Source organism: Herbiconiux liukaitaii (assembly GCF_041927495.1).
Taxonomy (GTDB): domain Bacteria; phylum Actinomycetota; class Actinomycetes; order Actinomycetales; family Microbacteriaceae; genus Herbiconiux; species Herbiconiux liukaitaii.
Window position 1 is genome coordinate 21,776 of the sequence record NZ_JBHFHG010000002.1, and the last position, 18,738, is coordinate 40,513.

Annotated in this window: 12 protein-coding genes and 1 tRNA gene; 6 read left to right on the plus strand and 7 right to left on the minus strand. The window is 58.9% G+C overall.

Annotated elements, in window-relative coordinates; translation table 11 throughout:
- A complete protein-coding gene (locus ACEXQC_RS00670; RefSeq protein ID WP_374817317.1) occupies positions 1-1,782 on the minus strand; it encodes an InlB B-repeat-containing protein in 1,782 nt (593 codons plus the stop codon).
- A 482-nt stretch (positions 1,783-2,264) separates the two neighbouring features.
- On the opposite strand from ACEXQC_RS00670, the gene ACEXQC_RS00675 reads away from it, so the two are divergent.
- A tRNA-Met gene (locus ACEXQC_RS00675) sits at positions 2,265-2,384 on the plus strand.
- Positions 2,385-2,762: 378 nt separating this feature from the next.
- On the opposite strand, the gene ACEXQC_RS00680 is transcribed toward ACEXQC_RS00675, so the two are convergent.
- The gene (locus ACEXQC_RS00680) at positions 2,763-3,029 is read right to left on the minus strand and encodes a hypothetical protein (protein ID WP_374817319.1); all 267 of its coding nucleotides are present in this window, start codon (positions 3,027-3,029) and stop codon (positions 2,763-2,765) included.
- A 583-nt stretch (positions 3,030-3,612) separates the two neighbouring features.
- Positions 3,613-5,160 (minus strand): AAA family ATPase, encoded by a 1,548-nt coding sequence (locus ACEXQC_RS00685; protein WP_374817320.1) that lies wholly within the window; start codon positions 5,158-5,160, stop codon positions 3,613-3,615.
- Positions 5,161-5,320: 160 nt separating this feature from the next.
- Here ACEXQC_RS00685 and ACEXQC_RS00690 point away from each other — a divergent pair, with 160 nt between their 5' ends.
- Both ACEXQC_RS00690 and ACEXQC_RS00695 read left to right on the plus strand, forming a co-directional pair.
- A complete protein-coding gene (locus ACEXQC_RS00690; RefSeq protein ID WP_374817322.1) occupies positions 5,321-6,346 on the plus strand; it encodes a helix-turn-helix domain-containing protein in 1,026 nt (341 codons plus the stop codon).
- Between the two features lie 67 nt (positions 6,347-6,413).
- Complete coding sequence (locus tag ACEXQC_RS00695; RefSeq protein WP_374817324.1) at positions 6,414-7,466, plus strand: hypothetical protein; 1,053 nt, start codon at positions 6,414-6,416, stop codon at positions 7,464-7,466.
- Here ACEXQC_RS00695 and ACEXQC_RS00700 read toward each other — a convergent pair.
- The gene (locus ACEXQC_RS00700; RefSeq protein WP_374817326.1) at positions 7,463-7,987 is read right to left on the minus strand and encodes a hypothetical protein; all 525 of its coding nucleotides are present in this window, start codon (positions 7,985-7,987) and stop codon (positions 7,463-7,465) included. The genes ACEXQC_RS00695 and ACEXQC_RS00700 overlap by 4 nt on opposite strands.
- Before the next feature lie 887 nt (positions 7,988-8,874).
- On the opposite strand from ACEXQC_RS00700, the gene ACEXQC_RS00705 reads away from it, so the two are divergent.
- Together ACEXQC_RS00705 and ACEXQC_RS00710 are read left to right on the plus strand one after the other, a co-directional pair.
- Positions 8,875-9,507, plus strand: coding sequence for a hypothetical protein (locus tag ACEXQC_RS00705; RefSeq protein WP_374817328.1), 633 nt, complete (start codon positions 8,875-8,877; stop codon positions 9,505-9,507).
- A 186-nt stretch (positions 9,508-9,693) separates the two neighbouring features.
- A complete protein-coding gene (locus ACEXQC_RS00710; protein ID WP_374817329.1) occupies positions 9,694-11,043 on the plus strand; it encodes an RES family NAD+ phosphorylase in 1,350 nt (449 codons plus the stop codon).
- 306 nt (positions 11,044-11,349) lie between these two features.
- On the opposite strand, the gene ACEXQC_RS00715 is transcribed toward ACEXQC_RS00710, so the two are convergent.
- Positions 11,350-12,438, minus strand: a complete 1,089-nt coding sequence (locus ACEXQC_RS00715; protein WP_374817331.1) for a hypothetical protein — start codon at positions 12,436-12,438, stop codon at positions 11,350-11,352.
- A 159-nt stretch (positions 12,439-12,597) separates the two neighbouring features.
- Between ACEXQC_RS00715 and ACEXQC_RS00720 the strand changes: the two genes are divergently transcribed.
- On the plus strand, positions 12,598-12,927 hold the full coding sequence (locus ACEXQC_RS00720; protein ID WP_374817333.1) for a hypothetical protein: 330 nt from the start codon (positions 12,598-12,600) through the stop codon (positions 12,925-12,927).
- 678 nt (positions 12,928-13,605) lie between these two features.
- Here the strand turns inward: ACEXQC_RS00720 and ACEXQC_RS00725 are convergent.
- Together ACEXQC_RS00725 and ACEXQC_RS00730 are read right to left on the minus strand one after the other, a co-directional pair.
- Positions 13,606-13,998, minus strand: coding sequence for a DUF8453 domain-containing protein (locus tag ACEXQC_RS00725; protein WP_374817335.1), 393 nt, complete (start codon positions 13,996-13,998; stop codon positions 13,606-13,608).
- On the minus strand, positions 13,999-18,678 hold the full coding sequence (locus ACEXQC_RS00730) for a DEAD/DEAH box helicase (protein WP_374817337.1): 4,680 nt from the start codon (positions 18,676-18,678) through the stop codon (positions 13,999-14,001). It abuts the gene before it with no gap.
- Between the last annotated feature and the right edge of the window lie 60 nt (positions 18,679-18,738).

Genomic DNA, 18,738 nt, shown 5'->3' on the forward strand with positions numbered 1-18,738 from the left:
TCACATGGATCCTGGCCGCGCCCGTCGACTTCCCTGCCGTGACCCTCCGCCGCGAAGCCTCACAGCGGCCGAAGCGGTGGCGGCCAGAGCGATGCCGATGGCCAGAACCGTGACGCCGATCGGCGCCCACGGGCCGATGCCAGAGCCCGTGGCGGCGAGCATTGCGCCACCCGCTGCGGAGTCGGAGGGGCCGGCTTGGGAGGTGCCGGGGCCGGCAGTCGGCGGCGGGTCTCCCACGCTGCCCGCCACGGACCATGCTGCGTAGTACGTGACGGTCTTCGGCCCGCCGCCGCCGAGGTCGGTGGTGGTGGTCAGCCGGGTGCCGCCGTCGGGTTCGGTGTACCAGCCCTCATAGAGGTAGCCGGCACGCACCGGGAGAGGGAAGGTGACGTCGCCCGCCTCATCGAGGGTGCGCGCGAAGATCGGCCCGGTCTCGGCAACCGGCGCGGTGCCCCCATTGCCGTCCCACTTGATCGTGGTGTTGTTGTCGGACACGTTCTGGGGGTAGTCGACTTTTCCGCCGTTGAGGTTCTGGATCGTGCCATGGTTGGCGATCGTGCCCTTCGCGACGATCCAGCCAGCGTCGTTGACCACGGTCATGCCGGCGGGAATCGTCATCGAGTTGTCGAGCGGAAGCCACAGTTCGCCCTTGTCGAGGGCAAGCTCCGAGCCCTGCACACTCAGATCGATCGCGACGCCACTGAGTGAGGAGGGAGTCACGACGGATTGGTTGGTGATCTTCAGGCGGAGGGGGACCTCCTCGCCATCACCTCGGTCGCCGGCGCCGATGCCGGTGCCTCTCACACCACCGGTCGCCTCGACGATGCCGTCGGTGATGGTGATGGGCGGCAGCAGACCATGGGCACCGGCACCGCCGCCGATGCCGGCAGCGCCACCGTTTCCGGTCGCGTACACGAAAGCGTCATCGATGGTGATCGTCCCGACCATGCCGTCCGGTCCACCGCCGATGCCGGGGGCGGCGAACCCACCGGTCGCCTCGACCGAACTCTTGCCCGTGATGGCGAGGGATCCCCGCCACTGACTGAAGAACGCGCCACCGATGCCGGCGGCGTTCTGCGATGTCGCCGTGACACGGCTTCCGAAATTGAAGCCGCCCACGGTGCTGTTGGTGATCGTGATGTCTCCGCCAGGGCCGCCGTTCTCGACGGCTCCGATTCCCGCCCCGTTCCTCGAGGCCGCGTCGACCTTCGCTCCGGCGATCACGATGGTCCCGAATCCGGGAGCCACGCCCGGGTGCCCGATCGCGGAACCGCCGATGCCGGCACCGGCACCGGCGTCGACGATGAGATGCCCGCCGAGATCGACGGTCGAGTCGGTGATCGTGAGCTCGCTGGTCGGAGGAACCCCGAGAGCAGCGTGCAGATCGGTGCGGGTCAGCTTCAACGTGTGCCCGTTGAGGTCGAGCGTGATCGCCGCGGACTCGCGCACGGACACCACGGGATCAGAGGGCACCCCGGTGAGATCCTGATCCAACACGATCACCGCCTCATGAGCCGCATTAGCGAACGCCGTCGCCAACGAAGCGACGCTCGGATACCCCTCGACCGGAGCCTGAACCTCGACAGAAGGTATCGGCACATCCCCCGTATCGGCAGACGCCCCGACGGGCGCGAAAATCAGAACGCTGAAGAGGGCCACAGCGCCGACCACGGCAGCACTCCTCACAACGGACAGCTTCATGTCGCACCCCATCGGACTCGGTTCGAAACGTCGATGCACGCCAGCGGAACTCGACCGAGCACCCCGACGTGCAGCACCCACGTTGCCCGACGCCGCCGCCCCGAACAATGGACCTAAGTCGCTACCAAGACAGGCGGGGTGCATCCCTCGGGGTCCCTGCCGCGCGCCACGAAACCACAAAGCTCGTGTGTTTCAGGTGGGTGGTCGTCGTGGGGTGGGTGATCCGGTCGAGTCATAGTCCCCCGGCCGCTGCGCGGCCTCCCGCCAGACCCGATGCCTATGACTCGACCGGATCACCCACCCCACGCCGCCCGGTTCCGGGACGACTGGAGGCCGTTCGGTACCCGGGATCGAGTGCTTTTTAAGAAGTGGGCATGGATGCGCCGGGTGCGACGTTGATTTTCTCACCGTCACGGCAGCAAAGCCAAGAATGGCTGGAATGAGACCCTCGGAGCAGAATCGGGTCAGGGCAGAGATTTTGCATATCTCGTCGCTTCAAAGCCGACGAGTCGCATCGCTTCGATCGGAGCGCGAGGCAGTCGACGGGCGCACATGATGCGAACTGCGGTGGTCAGTGTCGGTGTCGGGTTCGGGCCGAATGCGGAAGTCTTTTGTGCTTCGCTCTAACGACTATTGGGCTCATAACCCAGAGGTCGCAGGTTCAACTCCTGTCCCCGCAGCCAGTAAGTGCAAGGCCCGACATTGCGTCGGGGCCTTTTGCCTGTGGTTTGACTACGTGTCTGACTGCGGCTGCAACAACTGCGATGTCACTCGACTTCGCTTCTCAAGATGTCTGATCGAAACCCTGCCTCCTGGCGATCCGGTCCAGTGATGCGGCGCGGTCCCGGCCTGCTATCTCCAGCTCCCAAGTGCTGAGTGCGAGGGTTGCGATGTCCGACTACGCGCGTTCCGTATCTTCTTCACGAACGTCGGCAAATCCGAGAGGCTCGTCGGTTGCCTCCTGGATTGAGTGATCTAGTAGAAGTGCTCCAGCGTACGAGTGTCTCGACAGTTCGCGATGAGTCACGTACAACCACATTCCGCTGGCAAGCGCGTCGCAATCACGACGGGAAGCGGATCGGAGCGGTGCTCGTGTATCCGCCGAGGCAGTAGGCATCGTCCGCCGCGAGCGCCTCAAACAGGGCCCCTCGTCTGCTGTTCGGGTCGACGGTGAACGCGGTGGTGGCGGCAGCGACTAGATGCAGTCTCACTTGGTGAGGCTGATTCACGGCGAACCGACCGCGAAGCTCCGCGTTCATCTCAGATATGTCCGGGCCGACCACGATCGAAAACAACAATCCCAGTTCCAATTTCCTAAATTCGTTCATTGCGCGGTCGATGATGTCACTCGGAAGTCCCGGCGCTGGTCGCGCTTCGAATCGGACCGAGACGGGATCGCCAGGGACTACGCAGGCAAACAGCCAGCGGCCCAAATTTGGCATCGCGTAGGGATGGAGGAATTGCTGATTCGGGCTGGTAGGGGCATACGCGAGCAACTTGTGATTGCACCTGGAGCAACTCGGGACGAGATTCCACGGATCTATCGACAGGGTCGGAACAGCGTCCTTCGCTACAAAATGATCTAGGGTCGTGGACTGTCCATAGAAGCAGTAGCAGCAGAGCCCCAATGGACCAGCCGACAGAAGGCGGCCTCTAACCTTCTGCGCGGGTCGGTTCGCTCGGCCAAGCTGATACAGATAGATCGTCTTGAGTTCGGCCCCGCTGACAGAGCTCACGGGGTAGTTTGCTGGCGAAACCGAGCTCAGAGTGTGGGTGGCAGCGGCATGTTGCAGAAGTCGGGAGTTCGCGTCCAACTCGTTCTCGACCGATTTTAATCGGGCAACAAGATCTTGGTCGTTGATCCCGCAACCGCAGGCTTGCGCAGCCTCGATAGCCGAATCGGACGGGGGACTAGCTGCCCACATTCACGGTTCCGAGCGCGTTCGTCATAGCCCTCAGAATCGCTCTGCCCTCAGTCCCCACCTGACCACCGAGACGTGCAAGAGCGAGGTCGTAGTCGCGTTCCTCCTGAGCGGCTTCCCAAAGGATTCGATGAAAACCGGTGGCGGCCACTTCAAGACCAAACACCTCGTTCGTTAGGGTTCCGACGTTCTCTCCGAAGGTCTCGATCTGGGGCGGCTTAACTGAGGTCTGCCCAAGAACGCGATCTATTTTCCAGGCGCAGACGCGCGGCACTTCCTGCAGCACCACCGGCGAGTGGGTCGCGATGACCGCAACACCATTTCGGTTGATCAGAAGGTCAGAAAGAGCGCGAATAAAGGCAGAGAGGAGTGGTGGGTGCAGGTGAGCCTCAGGCTCATCCAGCAGCACCAAGCTTTTCTCTTCAACGGTCTCGACGAGTTTGGTGATTGTGAGCAGCACGATCTTGTGCCCCGAGCTCAGAAGCCTGAATGAAGGGCCAACGTGCTCAAGCGCTTCGTCAATTGTCTTGGCTGACTCCACTACGTCTGCGATGCCAAGTGCTGCGAAAATGGGGTCAGCCTCGAGAAGTCGCAGGCCTTGAAGCCAACGCGCCCGTCTGGCGCCTTCAAAACACAGACGACTGGAGGAAGTCATTTCAGACGCGAGCGCTCTGGGGCCCTTTATCGCGTCCGGCTCATCAGAGCGGGTACGCCGCTTCTTCAGCCCAACGTAGTGATACGTGAGCCCCGAACGATCCTGGGGTACGGAGAGGGGTTCGAACGAGTCAAAAGCACTGAAGGAGATCGATACAAGGTTTGTGATGTCCGCGCTGGTAGAGGAATCCACGTCGGATTCCTGATCCCGTTTCGACCCCTGCTTGACTAAATGGGACGCGATCTTGTTCAACAGCGTGCTCTTACCAACGCCATTGCGACCGATGATGACGTGAATGTTGGTCGGAGGTACTAGGCCAGGCGTAACTGCGAATCGGATGGAAGGGACTGGCTCACTCCTGGTGTAGCCAAGCTTGAATCCTAAGTTGAACGCCGTCAGCTTCGCCCCGCCATGTGCGAGGCGGTTGAACTGATCGCGAACGGTCGGCAGCGGGACTCCTCTGAGCAGAGACACCCGCGTGACGTCTTCGCCCTCAACTGCGGCAAGGATGTCCGGGTTATACGCGATGTCCCGAATCGCTTTTAGGAATTCCTCGCGGAACTCATCCCCGATTGTCGTCAAAGCCTCGTAGAACTCAGGATCTTGGCCCAGCGAAAAGAATGACGCATCAAGTTTGGAGAACCTCGCGGGCGGTCGCGGAATACGCTTTCCATCAACTGAGGGCTCTGATGCGCGGGCAGGCAAGAGGCCGACTTTGCCAATCTTTGTTGTACCGATCGGTTGAATATTCCCAGTCCTGTCACGGTACTCCGCGTAAAAGAGTGTGGAGTACTTAAACCAGTCATCCCACCCAGTAGGGGAGATGTAGACGGTATCCAACTCGGTGCCGGTTCGCCCATCATCAGGTACGCGGAACTTCATTACCTGACCTCCCGCGATTTCGACTCACGCGCAGCATCCGTTGCTGACACTTAGATCGTAGTGGTGAGGCAATGCCCGGTTGCTCGTCGCAGAGAATATGTTTCGGAATATTTTCGGAGATATGTTTACAGATGCCTTGTGCCGCCGATATCCTTAGGACGTGCGCAACTCGGAGTTTGGCGGAGCGATCGAAGTGCTTCGCACTGCCCGCGGACTGACCCAGCGGGAATTGGCATCGCGCGCCGGAATCTCGCAGGGATTGCTGTCGAAGATCGAGTCTGGTCTGTCGAATTTCGATGACGAGCGACTGCCAGTCATCGCCGAGGTGCTGGAGGTGCCGCTCAATTACTTCAATTTGCCGGCGATCGACCAGGACGCGCGCATCTTCCACCGGAAGCAATCTTCGATGCCAATTAAAGTTGACAAGCGAATCCGGGCTGAAGCGTCAATGATGCAGTCCCAGGTGGCAGGTCTGTTCGAGAGCAACCTGCTTCCGCTCAACCTCCGAAGAGAGGTTCTCGACGACGAGAGTCTTTTTACGCCCGGGGATGTCGCGCGTCATGTGCGATCGGATTGGGGTTTGGGCGATGGTCCGATCGACAACCTGGTTGCGACCTTGGAGGCGGCGGGCGTAATCGTCACGGTGCGGGATCTTGGAACAACCCAGCTTGATGCGATAGCGACCTGGCCGGCCGCGGGCCGACCGGTGATCATGCTCAACCAAGGTGCTCCGGGAGATCGTCAGCGGTTCACACTCGCACATGAAATTGGGCACGCAGTGCTCCATGATTTCCCGGCCGAGGGACAGGAACGCGAAGCTGACGAATTTGCGAGCGAGCTGTTGATGCCAGCTTCTGCGATGCGGGTGGAGTTGCGTGACACATCGTTGGAAAACTTGGTGCGGCTCAAACTTCGTTGGCGAGTTTCTATGGCCGCGCTAGCCCGACGGGCCCGGGATCTTGGCTTGATGTCCGACGCGCACTACAGGAACTTTAACGTTCATATGTCCGCGAGCGGGATGCGCCGTCAGGAGCCGGTTCCGATATTGCCCGAGCGCCCGGAATATGCCGCGCGCTGGGTCGAGACTCAAGTTTCGATTGGTAGATCTCCCGAGGAGATGGCGCGAAGCGCCGGAATGCATGTAGTCGAGTTCCGAGAGCGCTTCATGGAGGACAAGAATGTCTGAGGTCATACTTAGCCCAACTTCGACGGCCGTCGCACCAGTACGGACTCGTCCTGACGCGCGGGAAGTCATGGCGGACCGCGCCTTCTTCATCGCTAACGCGGGCGCCTTCACTGCCGCCAGGGTGATCGACGTGGACTCAGGCGGGTTAGCGGTTTCAGGCACCCACTCGACGGCCCAAGTGCGGTCTCTTCGCGCGCAATTCCCCGAACTCGCGCTCATTGCCGAGCCGGACACCCCCGAACATCATCACGCCAAGCCCGACAAGCTTGGTCCGGCTAGCGATGACGAGAACCAGCTTTTCCCATCTTTAGATGCGATCCAAGCACAGCGCGACGCGGGGGCGACCGTCGTAATGCCGAGGCTTGGGCATATTCAGGCAGCGGACTCTGACTCATTGCGGGCAGCCCTGAGGTGGTGCGATGAGCTTGAGGGCGACGACGTTGCTCCACATCTCGCGCTGGCTCCAACGTGGCTCACGGTTGAATCGGACCTGCAGCTCCTGACAAAGATCGTGACCCGGAGTGTCCACCCCCTCCTTCTTTCTTTTTCAAGCAACAAGAATCCCCTTGATGGAGCGAAGGCGCTTGCTGGCCACAGTCGGCTCTTTGATGAAGTTGGACGCGCGGCCGTACCCTGGCGCACAGACCAGGCGGGCCTCCATGGGTACGCCCGCGGTGCCCTCGGCATGGGCGTCGGTTTGATCCCGTCAAACCGACGTAGCACAGGTCCCGATAATGAGGGAAAGGCTAGAAGGCCGCAGGATCGAACGCCTTACGTGTTCATTCCCGACATGTTGCGTTATGTCCAGGCGAGCACCCTGCAGCGGGAGTGGTTCGTTTCGCGTTCCGCTCCAAATTGCCTCTGCCGAGTTTGCAACGGCCGCCCTATTGATCGATTCTCTGATTCAGACGCCGATCGGGATGAAGCTCATCATCACTCAGTCGCGGCGATGCAGGAGCTCTTTGCCCAGCTCGCAGGGATCAACGATCGAGCCCTTGCGTGGCGGAAGCTTCGCGAGGATGCGATCGTCCGTCACCGGTCACTCGGTGCGGAAATTTCACGCAACGTACGCGTTCCAGCCGACCTTGCAGCCTGGGCAAAGCTTGATCGTACGGCCTAGGAGCTTCGCTCCATCCATTTACCGTAGAGCTGCTCGGAGAAGTACCAGGATGCAGCACTAAACCGTTCAGGCATGAACGGCGCCGGGTGGCTGACAATCTCGTCAAGTTCGTTTGGGCGCTGCACCACCAGGCCCACTCCGAAATACATGGCCTCCAGGCGAGCTTGCTCCAGGTCGGACGTGTTCTCGGAGACCATCAGGGTCCGCTCCGCGTAGCCCGCAAATCTTCCGGCCCACTCCAAGCCTTGTCGCCAATGATTGGTAGCTATACGCACGCCGATTGGATGCACGATTGGCCTAACGGCTCGACGTACGTGCACGCCTGAATCCTCATAGTTGACGTCAAAGTAGTCAGGCTCAGCGTTCACGAGCTCGATCGCGGAAGCAGTCAGTCCGGCAGCTGACGTCCATTCGGTGGCCGAGATCGGCAGAAGGGCCGTCAATAGATCGAAGCGAAGTATCGGCCCTAGGCCAAGAGATGCTCGCCACTCGTGTTCGCGGACATCTATCTCCAGCGACACGTCTGCGGCAACTCCTCGGACTCGCATCGGAAGGCCACCAAAGTCAAGGCGAGCGCCTGATGTTTCCCTCATGACCGCATCATCCTTTACCCACCCTTTCTACCTTAATGGCTTGCCCGGTGCCGACATCATCGCCCTACGGGCCGACATTGAATTCCCCATCCAACCCCGGTCGTATGGCGCACGATCCAGGGCTCGAGTACCTCTAGTCATCGACGGATCGCATGCACTCGTCGAGTTCGAATCCCGGTTCGTCCAGGGCGTCCGCAAACGCCGATGTCACGATCAGGCGCGATCGGCAGCCGGCCACTCTGACGCAGAGCGAGCTCGAGCTAGACCGGCTGCCAATGACCCGCACGCGCCTTCCCATTGCCGCCCGGCCGTGGGGCCACCATGAAACCATCGCGCTGCGACTGTGGGATGAAGTCGTCGCCTGGACGCCCGTGCCTGCGCTGTGCGCTGGACCAACCCGGCCGGACAAGAGGGACGCGCATGGGTCTGGGCTGAGCGACGGCGTCAGGCGCCGTCTCCCGAAGTATCGAAGCCGAAGTTACTGGGTATAGCGCCCAATGTTCCGCCCAACATATTAGCTATCTGTGCCCGCTGGGAGATTCCTCAGCGAGCACGCGACTCGACGAGTTCAGGCTCTTTCGCAGCCCGGCAAAGGTGATTAGGATCACCACTGCTTCAGATACGAGCAGGACGAGGGCTAGAGTCCCTCCCGCTCAGCTGCCGCATAGGGATCCTCCTTCGTCGCCACAGCTCTGAATGCAGCGGCTCAAATCGGTTGGCGCTTGCCATGGTTCTAAGAGTACGGTCGTCACCCGACAGGCCTGATGTCCCCCGACCCAATTGGCCGAGGACACACGCTGATGGGACGATGGGCTATGGCAACCGATCTCCCAGCGAAGCCGCTTAGGCTCCTCACTTCCGTGCCCAACAAGGTCTACGACCGACTCGTTGTTCGCTATGCGTTCCAAACGGATCGTGACTACGCGGCTGCCTACCACTTCTCGGCCCAGCGACTCGCAGAAACCTTTTCGGGAAACCCTGAAGACGACTTACTCCCTTTGCCGTTCCTCACGCTGTATCGCCAGGCATTTGAGCTGGAGCTAAAGAACACGATCAAGTTCCTCATCAAGACACGAATGGTCTACGTCGATGGCAAGACCTCTAAACTCCAGGATTCCATCAAAGAGGAGCGCATCAAGCACGACTTCGGCCACAATCTCTACAAGCTCCTGAACGAAGTCAAAAAGCACTACGATGCACTCGACCTGCCCGAAGCGTTCCCAAAGGATGTCGAGAAGCTCATCATCATGCTCCACGACGCAGACGTTGCAGGCACAGCGTTCCGGTACGCAGGGCAACTCCCCGACGTTCAGGAGCACGCCGACTTCCCTGACCTTGCAACGCTCCTAAACAATCAGTTCACGATGCTCTCGGTACTAGAGGACTATGTGGAGGGTCTCTACTCTGCAGGCCCCACGCTGAACGACATGGTTGACGACTACTACTGAGCCCCTTCATCCAACGGCACCCGAGCTGATGAGCGCGGACGAGCCCCTCGTCAGCTCATCCATTCGGGAGCCACCTGAAAGTCAGAATGATCGGAGTGCTCTTCCGCCGGTCTCCGTAACGGCTCATACCCTGTCACCGGGCTGACGCGTCCGACCCCCCGGTCAGGCCGTGCATAGCATTGGTTCGTGGAACCCTCAGACTTTTATGGCATCGGCGGCATGCAGGGGAGCGTCTGCCTTGACCACATCAGTGACCATGTCTTACATACCGCTCTCTCTGACGTTGCCGATAAGTTCGAGTGCTCCTTCTGCGGGCGGAAACCTGAGCCAGGCGAGCAGGCGTTCGCCGTCGAGCTGGACGAACTCGGGGTGCGCGTGTGGGACGTACTCAACTGGCTCTACCAGGGGACGGAGGACAGCGGCGCACCTTGGCGATACTACGAGGAGTTTGACAACACGTACGTGATGTACGAGACCGTTGAGGACGCTATCGACCCCGAGTACGCCATGCCCATCGTGGAGCGCCTGATTGCGGCCACCAGTTCGACGGACGCATGGATTCCGAGTGCCAGCACGGACCCGTCTGCGCTCGGGTGGGGCACCTACTCCGCGACAGTTCGTACCGAGAGCCGGTTCGTCGTCGTTGGAGCTTCAAACCGGCCAGGATACGAGGACGAGCCGCCCGCCCGTATTGGCAAGTTCCTCGGAGCGCTGCTCGCATACGTCGAGTCAGACCTGCTAGTCGAGCTACCCACTGGTTCGACGTTGTATCGCGGACGCATGACTGATGATGCTCGTGCTCTACTCGACAAGGTCCGAAAAGAGCCAAGTACAGAGCTAGGGTCTGCGCCTCCGCAGCTTGCCAAGAACGGTCGCCTGTCGCCGCCTGGAATCAGCTTGTTCTACTCAGCCGATGACCTCCATGTCGCGGTGGCGGAGATTGCGCTCCATTCCGAGTACGACCAGGCGGTGATGGGTGCGTTTAAGACGACGCGGTCACTGCGAATCCTCGACTTTACGCGCCCCCTGACGAAGTTGCCGAGCATCTTCGCGACGGACGACGAGAGCCGTCGGAGGTGGACTTTCGCTCGGTTCAAGAAGCACTTCACCGAGATGATTACGGCTCCTGTGGTCCTCGATGGGCGCGAGGCCGTTGATTACACGCCAACGCAGGTCGTCGCAGAATGGCTGAGATGGGTGCCGGAGGACCGCATCGACGGCATCGCGTGGCCCTCACACCTCGCGGAGGAAAAAGGCGCCGTCGCTGGTGACTCCGGTGACGCCTCCAGCGGCGCCCACGATGCCGCTTATGTTCCTCTTGGTCGGAACGTGGCACTGTTCTTCGGGTATGGGGCCCATTTTCAGTCCGTCCCGCCAACCGCACCCGAGCTGGCTCGTCCAATTCAGCGGAAGCCGACATTGACTTTGGCGGCCGATGACATCACGTCCCACCAGGTCTCTCGTTCCGTGAGCGTGGCGGAGCTTCGAGAACACGAGGATGACGACGACCCCAATCCGATGTTCATGGGCTTCTAGCGGCCCGGGACGCGGCGGTCCGTCGCGCGAAGCGGCTCGCTACTTGAGTAACCAGATTCTGTCGGGCGATTCTGACCCTGACCCCACTTTCGTGCACTCGAAGTAGTCCCGTGAGGGGTTTCTGACAACCTCGGACCTTGCTGAGGCCTCCCGTAACGGGGATCCGATCCTTGTCTGCGGGAGGGTCGGCCAGTGGGCGGCGAGAAGGTCGGTGCGCTTCGCCGGCGCCGCCGTTGCTGAGATGCCCCCTTAGCCCACCCGATGAAATTGCCGGAAAGCGTGCCAGCCGATTGGCTTGCATGTGATTCAAACCCCTAGCCGCCACATTTCGATCGTCTCTCGTGTTGCATGCGCAAGTCGCCAGGTGAGGGCGCTTAATGACGCGAGGTCCTGGTCCGGGTTGAGGAGTTCAACGAAGCCTCGCAGTGGCCTGGTTGCGTCAAGCGGGAGGTCTTGCGGGACGTAGTGCACGAATGTGTTGCGTATGCGCTTGTTGCGGGAGTCTAAGAATGTAGTTACGTTTTCCGACGCGAGAAGCTCACGTACCCGAATGGCTAGCGCTGCGGGATGTGTGTCGAGCAGCGTCTGAAGTGACACAAGCACGTGCCATAGCGTGACCATTGCATTGCGGAAGAACGCCCCCTCGTGCCCCGACGATGTCTGCGACAGCAGGAACACTAGGGTGTTCAGGTCTGATTCGAGGAGAAGCACCAGCATCTTTGCTTCGTCGCCCAGCGCCGTCTCGTACTGTCTGGGGAGGAACCTATTCACGTGGTGGTCTTCCCATGAAACCTTCTCGAGGCTGCTGAGATCAAGGGTCGCCGTAGGTTGGTGGGCTGAGCCGACCATAAGGTGGAATGCAGAAAGGTCTTCGCCGAGGTCCGTGCCTAGCTTTATCACGGCGTCCCGCATGGCGCTCGAGTCGCCGGCAGGAAGAACGAACCGCACCTGGGTGGGGATTGTGGCCAGCACAAGGTGGCCGTCAAATGTTGCGATACCGAGCTCCTTGACTATGCCTTGCAGGAACCACGGGGTGCGCCCACTCATCCAAATACGGTGCGCTGAGCGATAGCTCTGCATCTCCGCTTGAAAGTCCTCTATGGACTTCTTCGTGTTGTCGAGCAATTTAGCGGCATGACGTGCCTTCTCGACAGACGGGCTCTCGTTCTCGGCGAGGAATGGCACGAGGTGCGGGACGCCCACGTTCGGGTTCGCCGATTGGATTACCTTGCGACCTTCGTAGGCGACCCGGGCATTGATGCTCAGCATCATCCAAGTCGCGAAGCTGACGCCGTCCTCGGTGGCTTGTGCGGACTTGAAGACATCCAAGCACCAGGCGGCATCGGTCCAAAGAAGCTCTCTGGCGAGTGTTCCTGTTTCACTACTAATGCCCATGGCGCTCCATGTGAGCTAGTGACGACGGCGAGAAGGGCATGCCTCAATTGTGCCCGCGCCGCCGATCGCCAGCCACCCGTTTGGTTTGCGGTTCGCTGCGCCAGAGTCGTGATGCTTGACGCAGCGATATCGGAAGCCAAGGTCCCCTACTGTCGAAATATGGAACCAGACGATACAGATCCGCTGCTTGATCCCAAATTTGGCTTAGACGCGCCAACGAACGTTGCCAGAGACGATTTACTTGCGACTGTCGGACTTCTTCGTGTGCTGGCCAACATTCTTGAGGAAGAGGTGGCAATTGCACCCGGGGTGATCAGGAAGCTGGCGATGTCCATGCAGATGTCGTCGTTGCCGCAACACCAGTTTGGCCCCACGGAGCAGAACCTGGATGATCATCAATTTCGCCTAAAACTGCGTGACAACCTGCGGTCGTTGGTTGATGAGTTTGGAGAGGTCATCAACGGGGACGGTCGAGCTTCAAAAAAGTAATCACCTTGTGGGGTTGACAGGGGCGTCTCGCAACCCTTCGGATAAGAGGTGTCTCGTCTTGGCCGCGGCGAGTAGACGACGGGCCTACAAATGTGGCGGGCGACGATTCTTGCAACCATGTGTCGCAACCAGATGGCATGGTTATTGCAGCAGGGGCCCTAGTCACGACCTTGGACCGGCTCTGACTTCCGACGCCGACCATTCCCAGTCGTGCTCAAACATAAGGCGGTCGCGGGCGGGCCTGCACTGAATGATCGGTCAATATCCCAACGGTCGGAAGGTACGGAATAGATCCGGACTCTAGTTGGTCTGGGTATGGTGCCCAATCATTAATGTTTCACATCCCGTTGATCAACTTGGTGATTGTCCCGCCCGGGACTAGTTCCGTATCCCATTCATCCCCGCGGAGCTGACCCCGTTTGAGGGTTGACTACCGGAATGACTGCCCGCAGCCGACCCAGTGATTCCAGCTCGGCGCAACCCGTCAATCGTCGTACGTGTGGTCACGGTGACCGCGTCGATCCGAAACGGGCGCGGGCAAACCGGCTTCGATCGAACTGGCTTGCGATGACTATCGGGTTGAGATGTCCGGCGAGGTGACCTGTCCTATTTGCCCTTGCTCAGCCGTACTGAGTAGAAGACGGATCAATTCGCACGCCGGACGTTACTAGCTGCGTGTCAGCGCCGGTGAGGAAGTAGGCCAATAGTGCCCAGCACCAATACCGGCAACTTGTCGAAGAGCAGGAGTTCTTCGGGATTCTGCGAATTGCCCCAGGCGAGCATCATCGGTTTGTCACTCTTCACAGTGGTATCGCGTGCCGTCGTGGCTCCAAAGTTCTTGACTATCAACAGGATGAAGGAGACATCTACTTCGCTCCCTAGTTCCAGGTACGCGGCAACGCAGGGACGAGCTTGCTCAACGCGCAGTTGCCGAGCCTCGCCTACCTGCATAAAGGCAAAGACTGCCGCGATGATTGCAACGATATGCGTGCCCACAGTGCCTATCGCCGCCCACTCGTCGGACTTCAAAAAAACAATCCACCCGGTAAAGCCGGCCGCGAGCTCCGGCATTTACGCCTCGATCACATCAAGGGGAGGAAGAGACTTCACGATCTCTACCGTCTTCACGCTTACCGTCACGACGCGGGCGAGAAGGTCGAGCACGTAGCGAGGGTTGCCTCGTTCTTCACCCCAGTCATTCGGATCGTTCACGATTCCGCTTGGCTTGTCAGTCTTCACCTGATATCGCTCGACAATCCAGTCCACCGCCGAACGTGAACCAAGCATGTATCCGTGCGCCTCTTCAGGGATGCCTTTGATCGTCACGCCACTGTTGTACAGAATCGTAGTTTTGTCGACTTTTTTGCCGACCTTTCCGTAGCGCATCTTCTCCACGCGGTCGGTCGCATTGGCACGCCGAGCTTCGTCAAGCGGATATCGATTAGCGCTTTCGTAGTCGAGGTGCAGCCCCGACAACGTTCTCCCCGAATCGGAGAAGACCTGGAAGTCCTTGACCTTGGGCAGGCGTGGCAGCATCTTCTTCAGGTCCGAGCCGAACCGACTGCGATAGTCTGGACTGTGCAGGATGCCGTAGAGGTAGAAGAAGATGTCATCCTTCGAAACATCGTTACCGAAGGTCTTTCTGTAGTCGGCAAGAATTTCGTCGGTTACGTTGTCGATCTTTCTGAACTCCGAGCCGTCGTCGTCAAGCGCGTCCAGCAGGTCGCCGCTAGGGTCTCGCTTTTCGAAGCGATATCGAGGATAGAAGTGTCCGGTATCGAGCAGGTGCAGATCGGGAACCCCACGAACCATCAAGACCTCGAAAGTGGGGAGATGCGTAGACGGGGAAGTAACGACGAACCCGTAGTTCTCCACCTGACCGGATGGGAACAATTTTGGTATCTGGTACTGCATCTCGTTGAACTGCTTGTCGAAGTAGATCCACTGCCTCGAGAAGGGGCGGTAAGCGCCGCTGACCACTTCGGCTGCGTCAAATTTTGCAAGCTTTCCCTTGCCAAGGTCGTTCTTCAACGCTCGAGTCCAACTGACCTCACTTCTTGCCGAAGAAGTGATTGCGTCGAAATCATCAGGAGAACCTTGCAGGCGATCCACCGCCAAGTTGTAATTTGATACAAGTCTCTTCACGTTCTTGTCGAGACCCGCTCGGGAGTATGAGTAGACCCACGAGTCCCGGTTAGTAACGACTCCAAATGAGGACATACCCAACACAGCGATCCCCCTCTCGCCCGACTTGAGTGTGAAAGGAGTCAGGGTTTCGAAGTCCTCGTTTCGCTGGTTTATCCAGTCGCCAGCGTCATTTGGAACTACGGATTGCCAATCCACGTTCTGGTACGTGGCAGCCGTTCGTATGGTCTCCAGCTTTTGTTCCCGGCTAAGGTTGTCGCCGATATCTCGATAAAAGATCTTGCCGGGGTTCTGGTCATTCGGATTCTTGATCAGCAAGTAGATAGCGACTGTAGTCCTGGTGCCAGCGCCGAAAACATTGCCGGACTCTCTGCGTCTCTCATCGCCCGAACCGAGCGCGTTGCCGCGAAGGTTGAACGCGTAAATCGAGCTGAACTCTTCGACGAGCGTTTTACGAAGTCCATCCGCAGAGTTGGAGTCGATAAAGCCGCCGTTCGAAACATAGGCAACGATTCCGTGGTCACCGATACGGTCAGACGCCCATCGAATGGCTCGGATGTATGAGTCGTAGAGGCTCTTCTTGAGACCCGCATTGGCGCGACGCGCGTAAGTCGCTTCAATCTTCTTGTCCAATGTCGGGTAGCTGAGATTCTTGTTGTTATCGTTCTCGCTTGACTGCCCGACTGAATATGGCGGGTTCCCGATGATGACGCGAATATCCTGCGCCTTCTGCGCCTTCACGCGCTCGTTGTTCTCGGGGAATACACCGTTGCTGTCGAGTTCGTCATCGTCTTCGTGCATCTGGAAGGTGTCAGTTAAGACGATGCCTTCGAACGGGGTATATTCGCCGCTCGTAAGGTCGTGGTAGGTCTCTTCGATGTTGATTGCTGCGACGTAGTAAGCAAGTAGAACAATCTCGTTAGCGTGCAGTTCATGTCGGTACTTGTATGCGAGATCGTCAGGCTGGATAAGCCCGGACTGGAGAAGTCGCACAATGAACGTTCCCGTTCCCGTGAAGGGGTCGAGGATATGAACTCCCTTCTCGGTCAGACTGGTCCCAAATTCAGTCCCGAGTGCATCGTCCACCGAATGGATGATGAAATCGACAACTTCATTTGGGGTGTAAACGATCCCGAGCCGGTCGCTCGTCCCTGAGAAAGCCGTCTTGAAGAACTTCTCGTACAGCTCCTTGACGATGGACTGCTTCGCCGCCGCATCGGTAATTCCCGATGCGCGCTTTCGAACTGAATCGTAAAAAGCATTGAGTTGCTCAGTCTCCTTTTCGAGATTCTGTCCTTCGAGAGCATCAGCCATCTTCTGCATCACCAGGGAGACAGGGTTGTGCTCCGAGAAGGAATAGCCTTCAAAGAGCGCGTCGAAAACCGGCTTGGTGATGAGGTGCTGGGACAGCATCTCAATTGCGTCTTTCTCTGTGATGAAGGGATTGAGATTGTCCTTGAGACCCTTGACGAAATCCGTGAACTCATCGTGCAGTTCGGCATCTGAGTCATCCACGAGGGTCTTGATACGCGTCATATGCGCTTCGGCAATCCCGGCAACGTCAGATGCCCAGTTCTCCCAATACCGACGTTCACCGACCTTCTGGACGATCTTGGAGAGAATCGCGTCGCGCCATTTGTCGATGTTTGGGAAATCGAGGGTGACGTTGCCGTAGTCCTTCTCGTCATCACCACCGCCTCGTCCACCAACTCCGATGACGTTGATCTTTCCTTCGGTGCTGCCCGTCAGGTCAATCTTGTTGACCATCGCATCGAACCGCTCGTCGTGTGCGCGGAGCGCCTGAAGTACCTGCCAGACCACCTTGTACTTCTTGTTGTCATTCAGCGCAGTGGCGGGGTCCATGTCCGTGGGAACGGCAATCGGCAGGATCACGTACCCATAGTTCTTCCCGTCGAGCTTTCGCATCACGCGACCAACTGATTGAACTACGTCAACAACAGACTCTCGCGGGTTGAGGAACATGACGGCATCGAGAGCCGGAACGTCTACACCCTCTGACAGGCACTTTGCGTTGGTGAGGATTCGAGCTACGTTCTCGCCGCCGTCTTCCTTAAGCCAGTCCAACTTCGCGTTGCGCTTCAGCACGTTGAACGTGCCATCGACGTGCTCCACCTCGGTGTGAAGAAGATCACCGGAGTCTTCATCGAGGGCGTCAATCTCTGCCTCGACAACGCTGGCGAACATGCCCGCGATCTTCTTCGACTCGGCGATGTTGCGAGCGAAGGCGACAGCGCGCTTCATCGGAAGCGGGTCTTCATCGAACTCTTCGGGAGTCAACGATCTCTTGGAGAGACCGTTCCAGCAGCCAACGATTTTCGCCGCGTCCTCCAGCTTCATGCTGTTGTCGTCGTCGGCAAGCATTCGCTGGAAACGGCTGCTGATGTACGACTCATCAACAGCAAGAATCAGTACCTTATAGTCGGAAAGGCGACCCATCTCCACCGCCTGCCCAAAGCTCAGACGGTGGAATTCTTCGCCGTACATGGCGACATTGTTCATGTCGTTAACTTCCGCGCCGACCTCTTCAGCTTTCGTGCGAGCGGAGTCAGCGTAGATTCTTGGAGTCGCCGTCATGTAGAGGCGCTTCTTCGCTTTGATGTACGACTGATTGTGAACGCGGGTGAACACCGATGCGTCTTCGTCGCCAGCGAGCTTTACGCCCGTGGTCCGATGAGCCTCGTCGCAAATGATGAGGTCGAATTCCGGCAGACCTTCATCCTGTGCCTTTGAGAGCACATCGATGGACTGGTAGGTCGAGAAGATGACCGTGCGTCCATTGAAGGAGACGGGCACCTGTGACATCTTCTCCATAAGCTTCTTGGCGTTGGTGGTCGCCGGGTATGCAAGGTCTGTGAGCGGGATGTCCTCGTCACTCTTCCGCTTTCCTACGCTTACGTCGGAGCACACCGCGAAAGATCGGAGGTTCTCGGCAGCGTCAGCGGTTTCGCTCGTCCACTCCTTGAGCGTCTGGGAAAGCAATGAGATGGAGGGCACGAGGAACAACACAGTTCCGCCCTTCGGCACCACGCGCTCCATGAGTTTCAACGAGGTGAAGGTCTTGCCTGTGCCACACGCCATGATGAGCTTGCCTCGGTCGGCATTCTCGAAGCCAGCGAGTACTTCGGTGATGGCTGCCTCTTGATGGGGGAACGCCTGCTTGGCGGCTTTCAGGACGATTTCGGACGGCTTAGCGATCGTGTACAGCGACCAGTCGATGGGCGAGTCATCGAGGTCTTGAACACGGAGCCGAAGCACGGGAGGGTTCTGACCCTCAACCGCATCCTCGGCATTCTTGCCCCAGTTGTCCGTAGTCGAGATGATCATGCGACCGGTGAACTCGGTCTTGCTCGATGCCGACAGGAAGCTGTCGATGTCGGGCTTGTTCAGCGGGTGGTTCGGCGCATAGAACTTGCATTGGATGGCAGTCATCTCGCCTGTGTCACGGGACTGGGCTACGAGGTCGATCCCGTTGTCTATGCGCCCGTTACGCGCCGGGTAGTCGGTCCACATCCAGACATCGCTATAAATCTGCTGGTACGTCGGATCAGCCTTTAAGTAGGCGACCATCAGCTTCTCGAAGCGCATACCTTTGTCATGTTCGTCGTACGAGTACGAGCGCAGTTCGGAAAGGATGTCGTGGATGCT

Excerpts from the sequence above, each read along its gene's own strand:
- ACEXQC_RS00720 (WP_374817333.1), top strand. The coding sequence starts at position 12,598 with ATGGAACCAGACGATACAGATCCGCTGCTTGATCCCAAATTTGGCTTA.
- ACEXQC_RS00705 (WP_374817328.1), top strand. The coding sequence starts at position 8,875 with ATGGCAACCGATCTCCCAGCGAAGCCGCTTAGGCTCCTCACTTCCGTG.
- ACEXQC_RS00680 (WP_374817319.1), bottom strand. The coding sequence starts at position 3,029 with ATGAACGAATTTAGGAAATTGGAACTGGGATTGTTGTTTTCGATCGTG.
- ACEXQC_RS00715 (WP_374817331.1), bottom strand. The coding sequence starts at position 12,438 with ATGGGCATTAGTAGTGAAACAGGAACACTCGCCAGAGAGCTTCTTTGG.
- ACEXQC_RS00725 (WP_374817335.1), bottom strand. The coding sequence starts at position 13,998 with ATGCCGGAGCTCGCGGCCGGCTTTACCGGGTGGATTGTTTTTTTGAAG.
- ACEXQC_RS00685 (WP_374817320.1), bottom strand. The coding sequence starts at position 5,160 with ATGAAGTTCCGCGTACCTGATGATGGGCGAACCGGCACCGAGTTGGAT.
- ACEXQC_RS00695 (WP_374817324.1), top strand. The coding sequence starts at position 6,414 with ATGGCGGACCGCGCCTTCTTCATCGCTAACGCGGGCGCCTTCACTGCC.
- ACEXQC_RS00730 (WP_374817337.1), bottom strand. The coding sequence starts at position 18,678 with ATGCGCTTCGAGAAGCTGATGGTCGCCTACTTAAAGGCTGATCCGACG.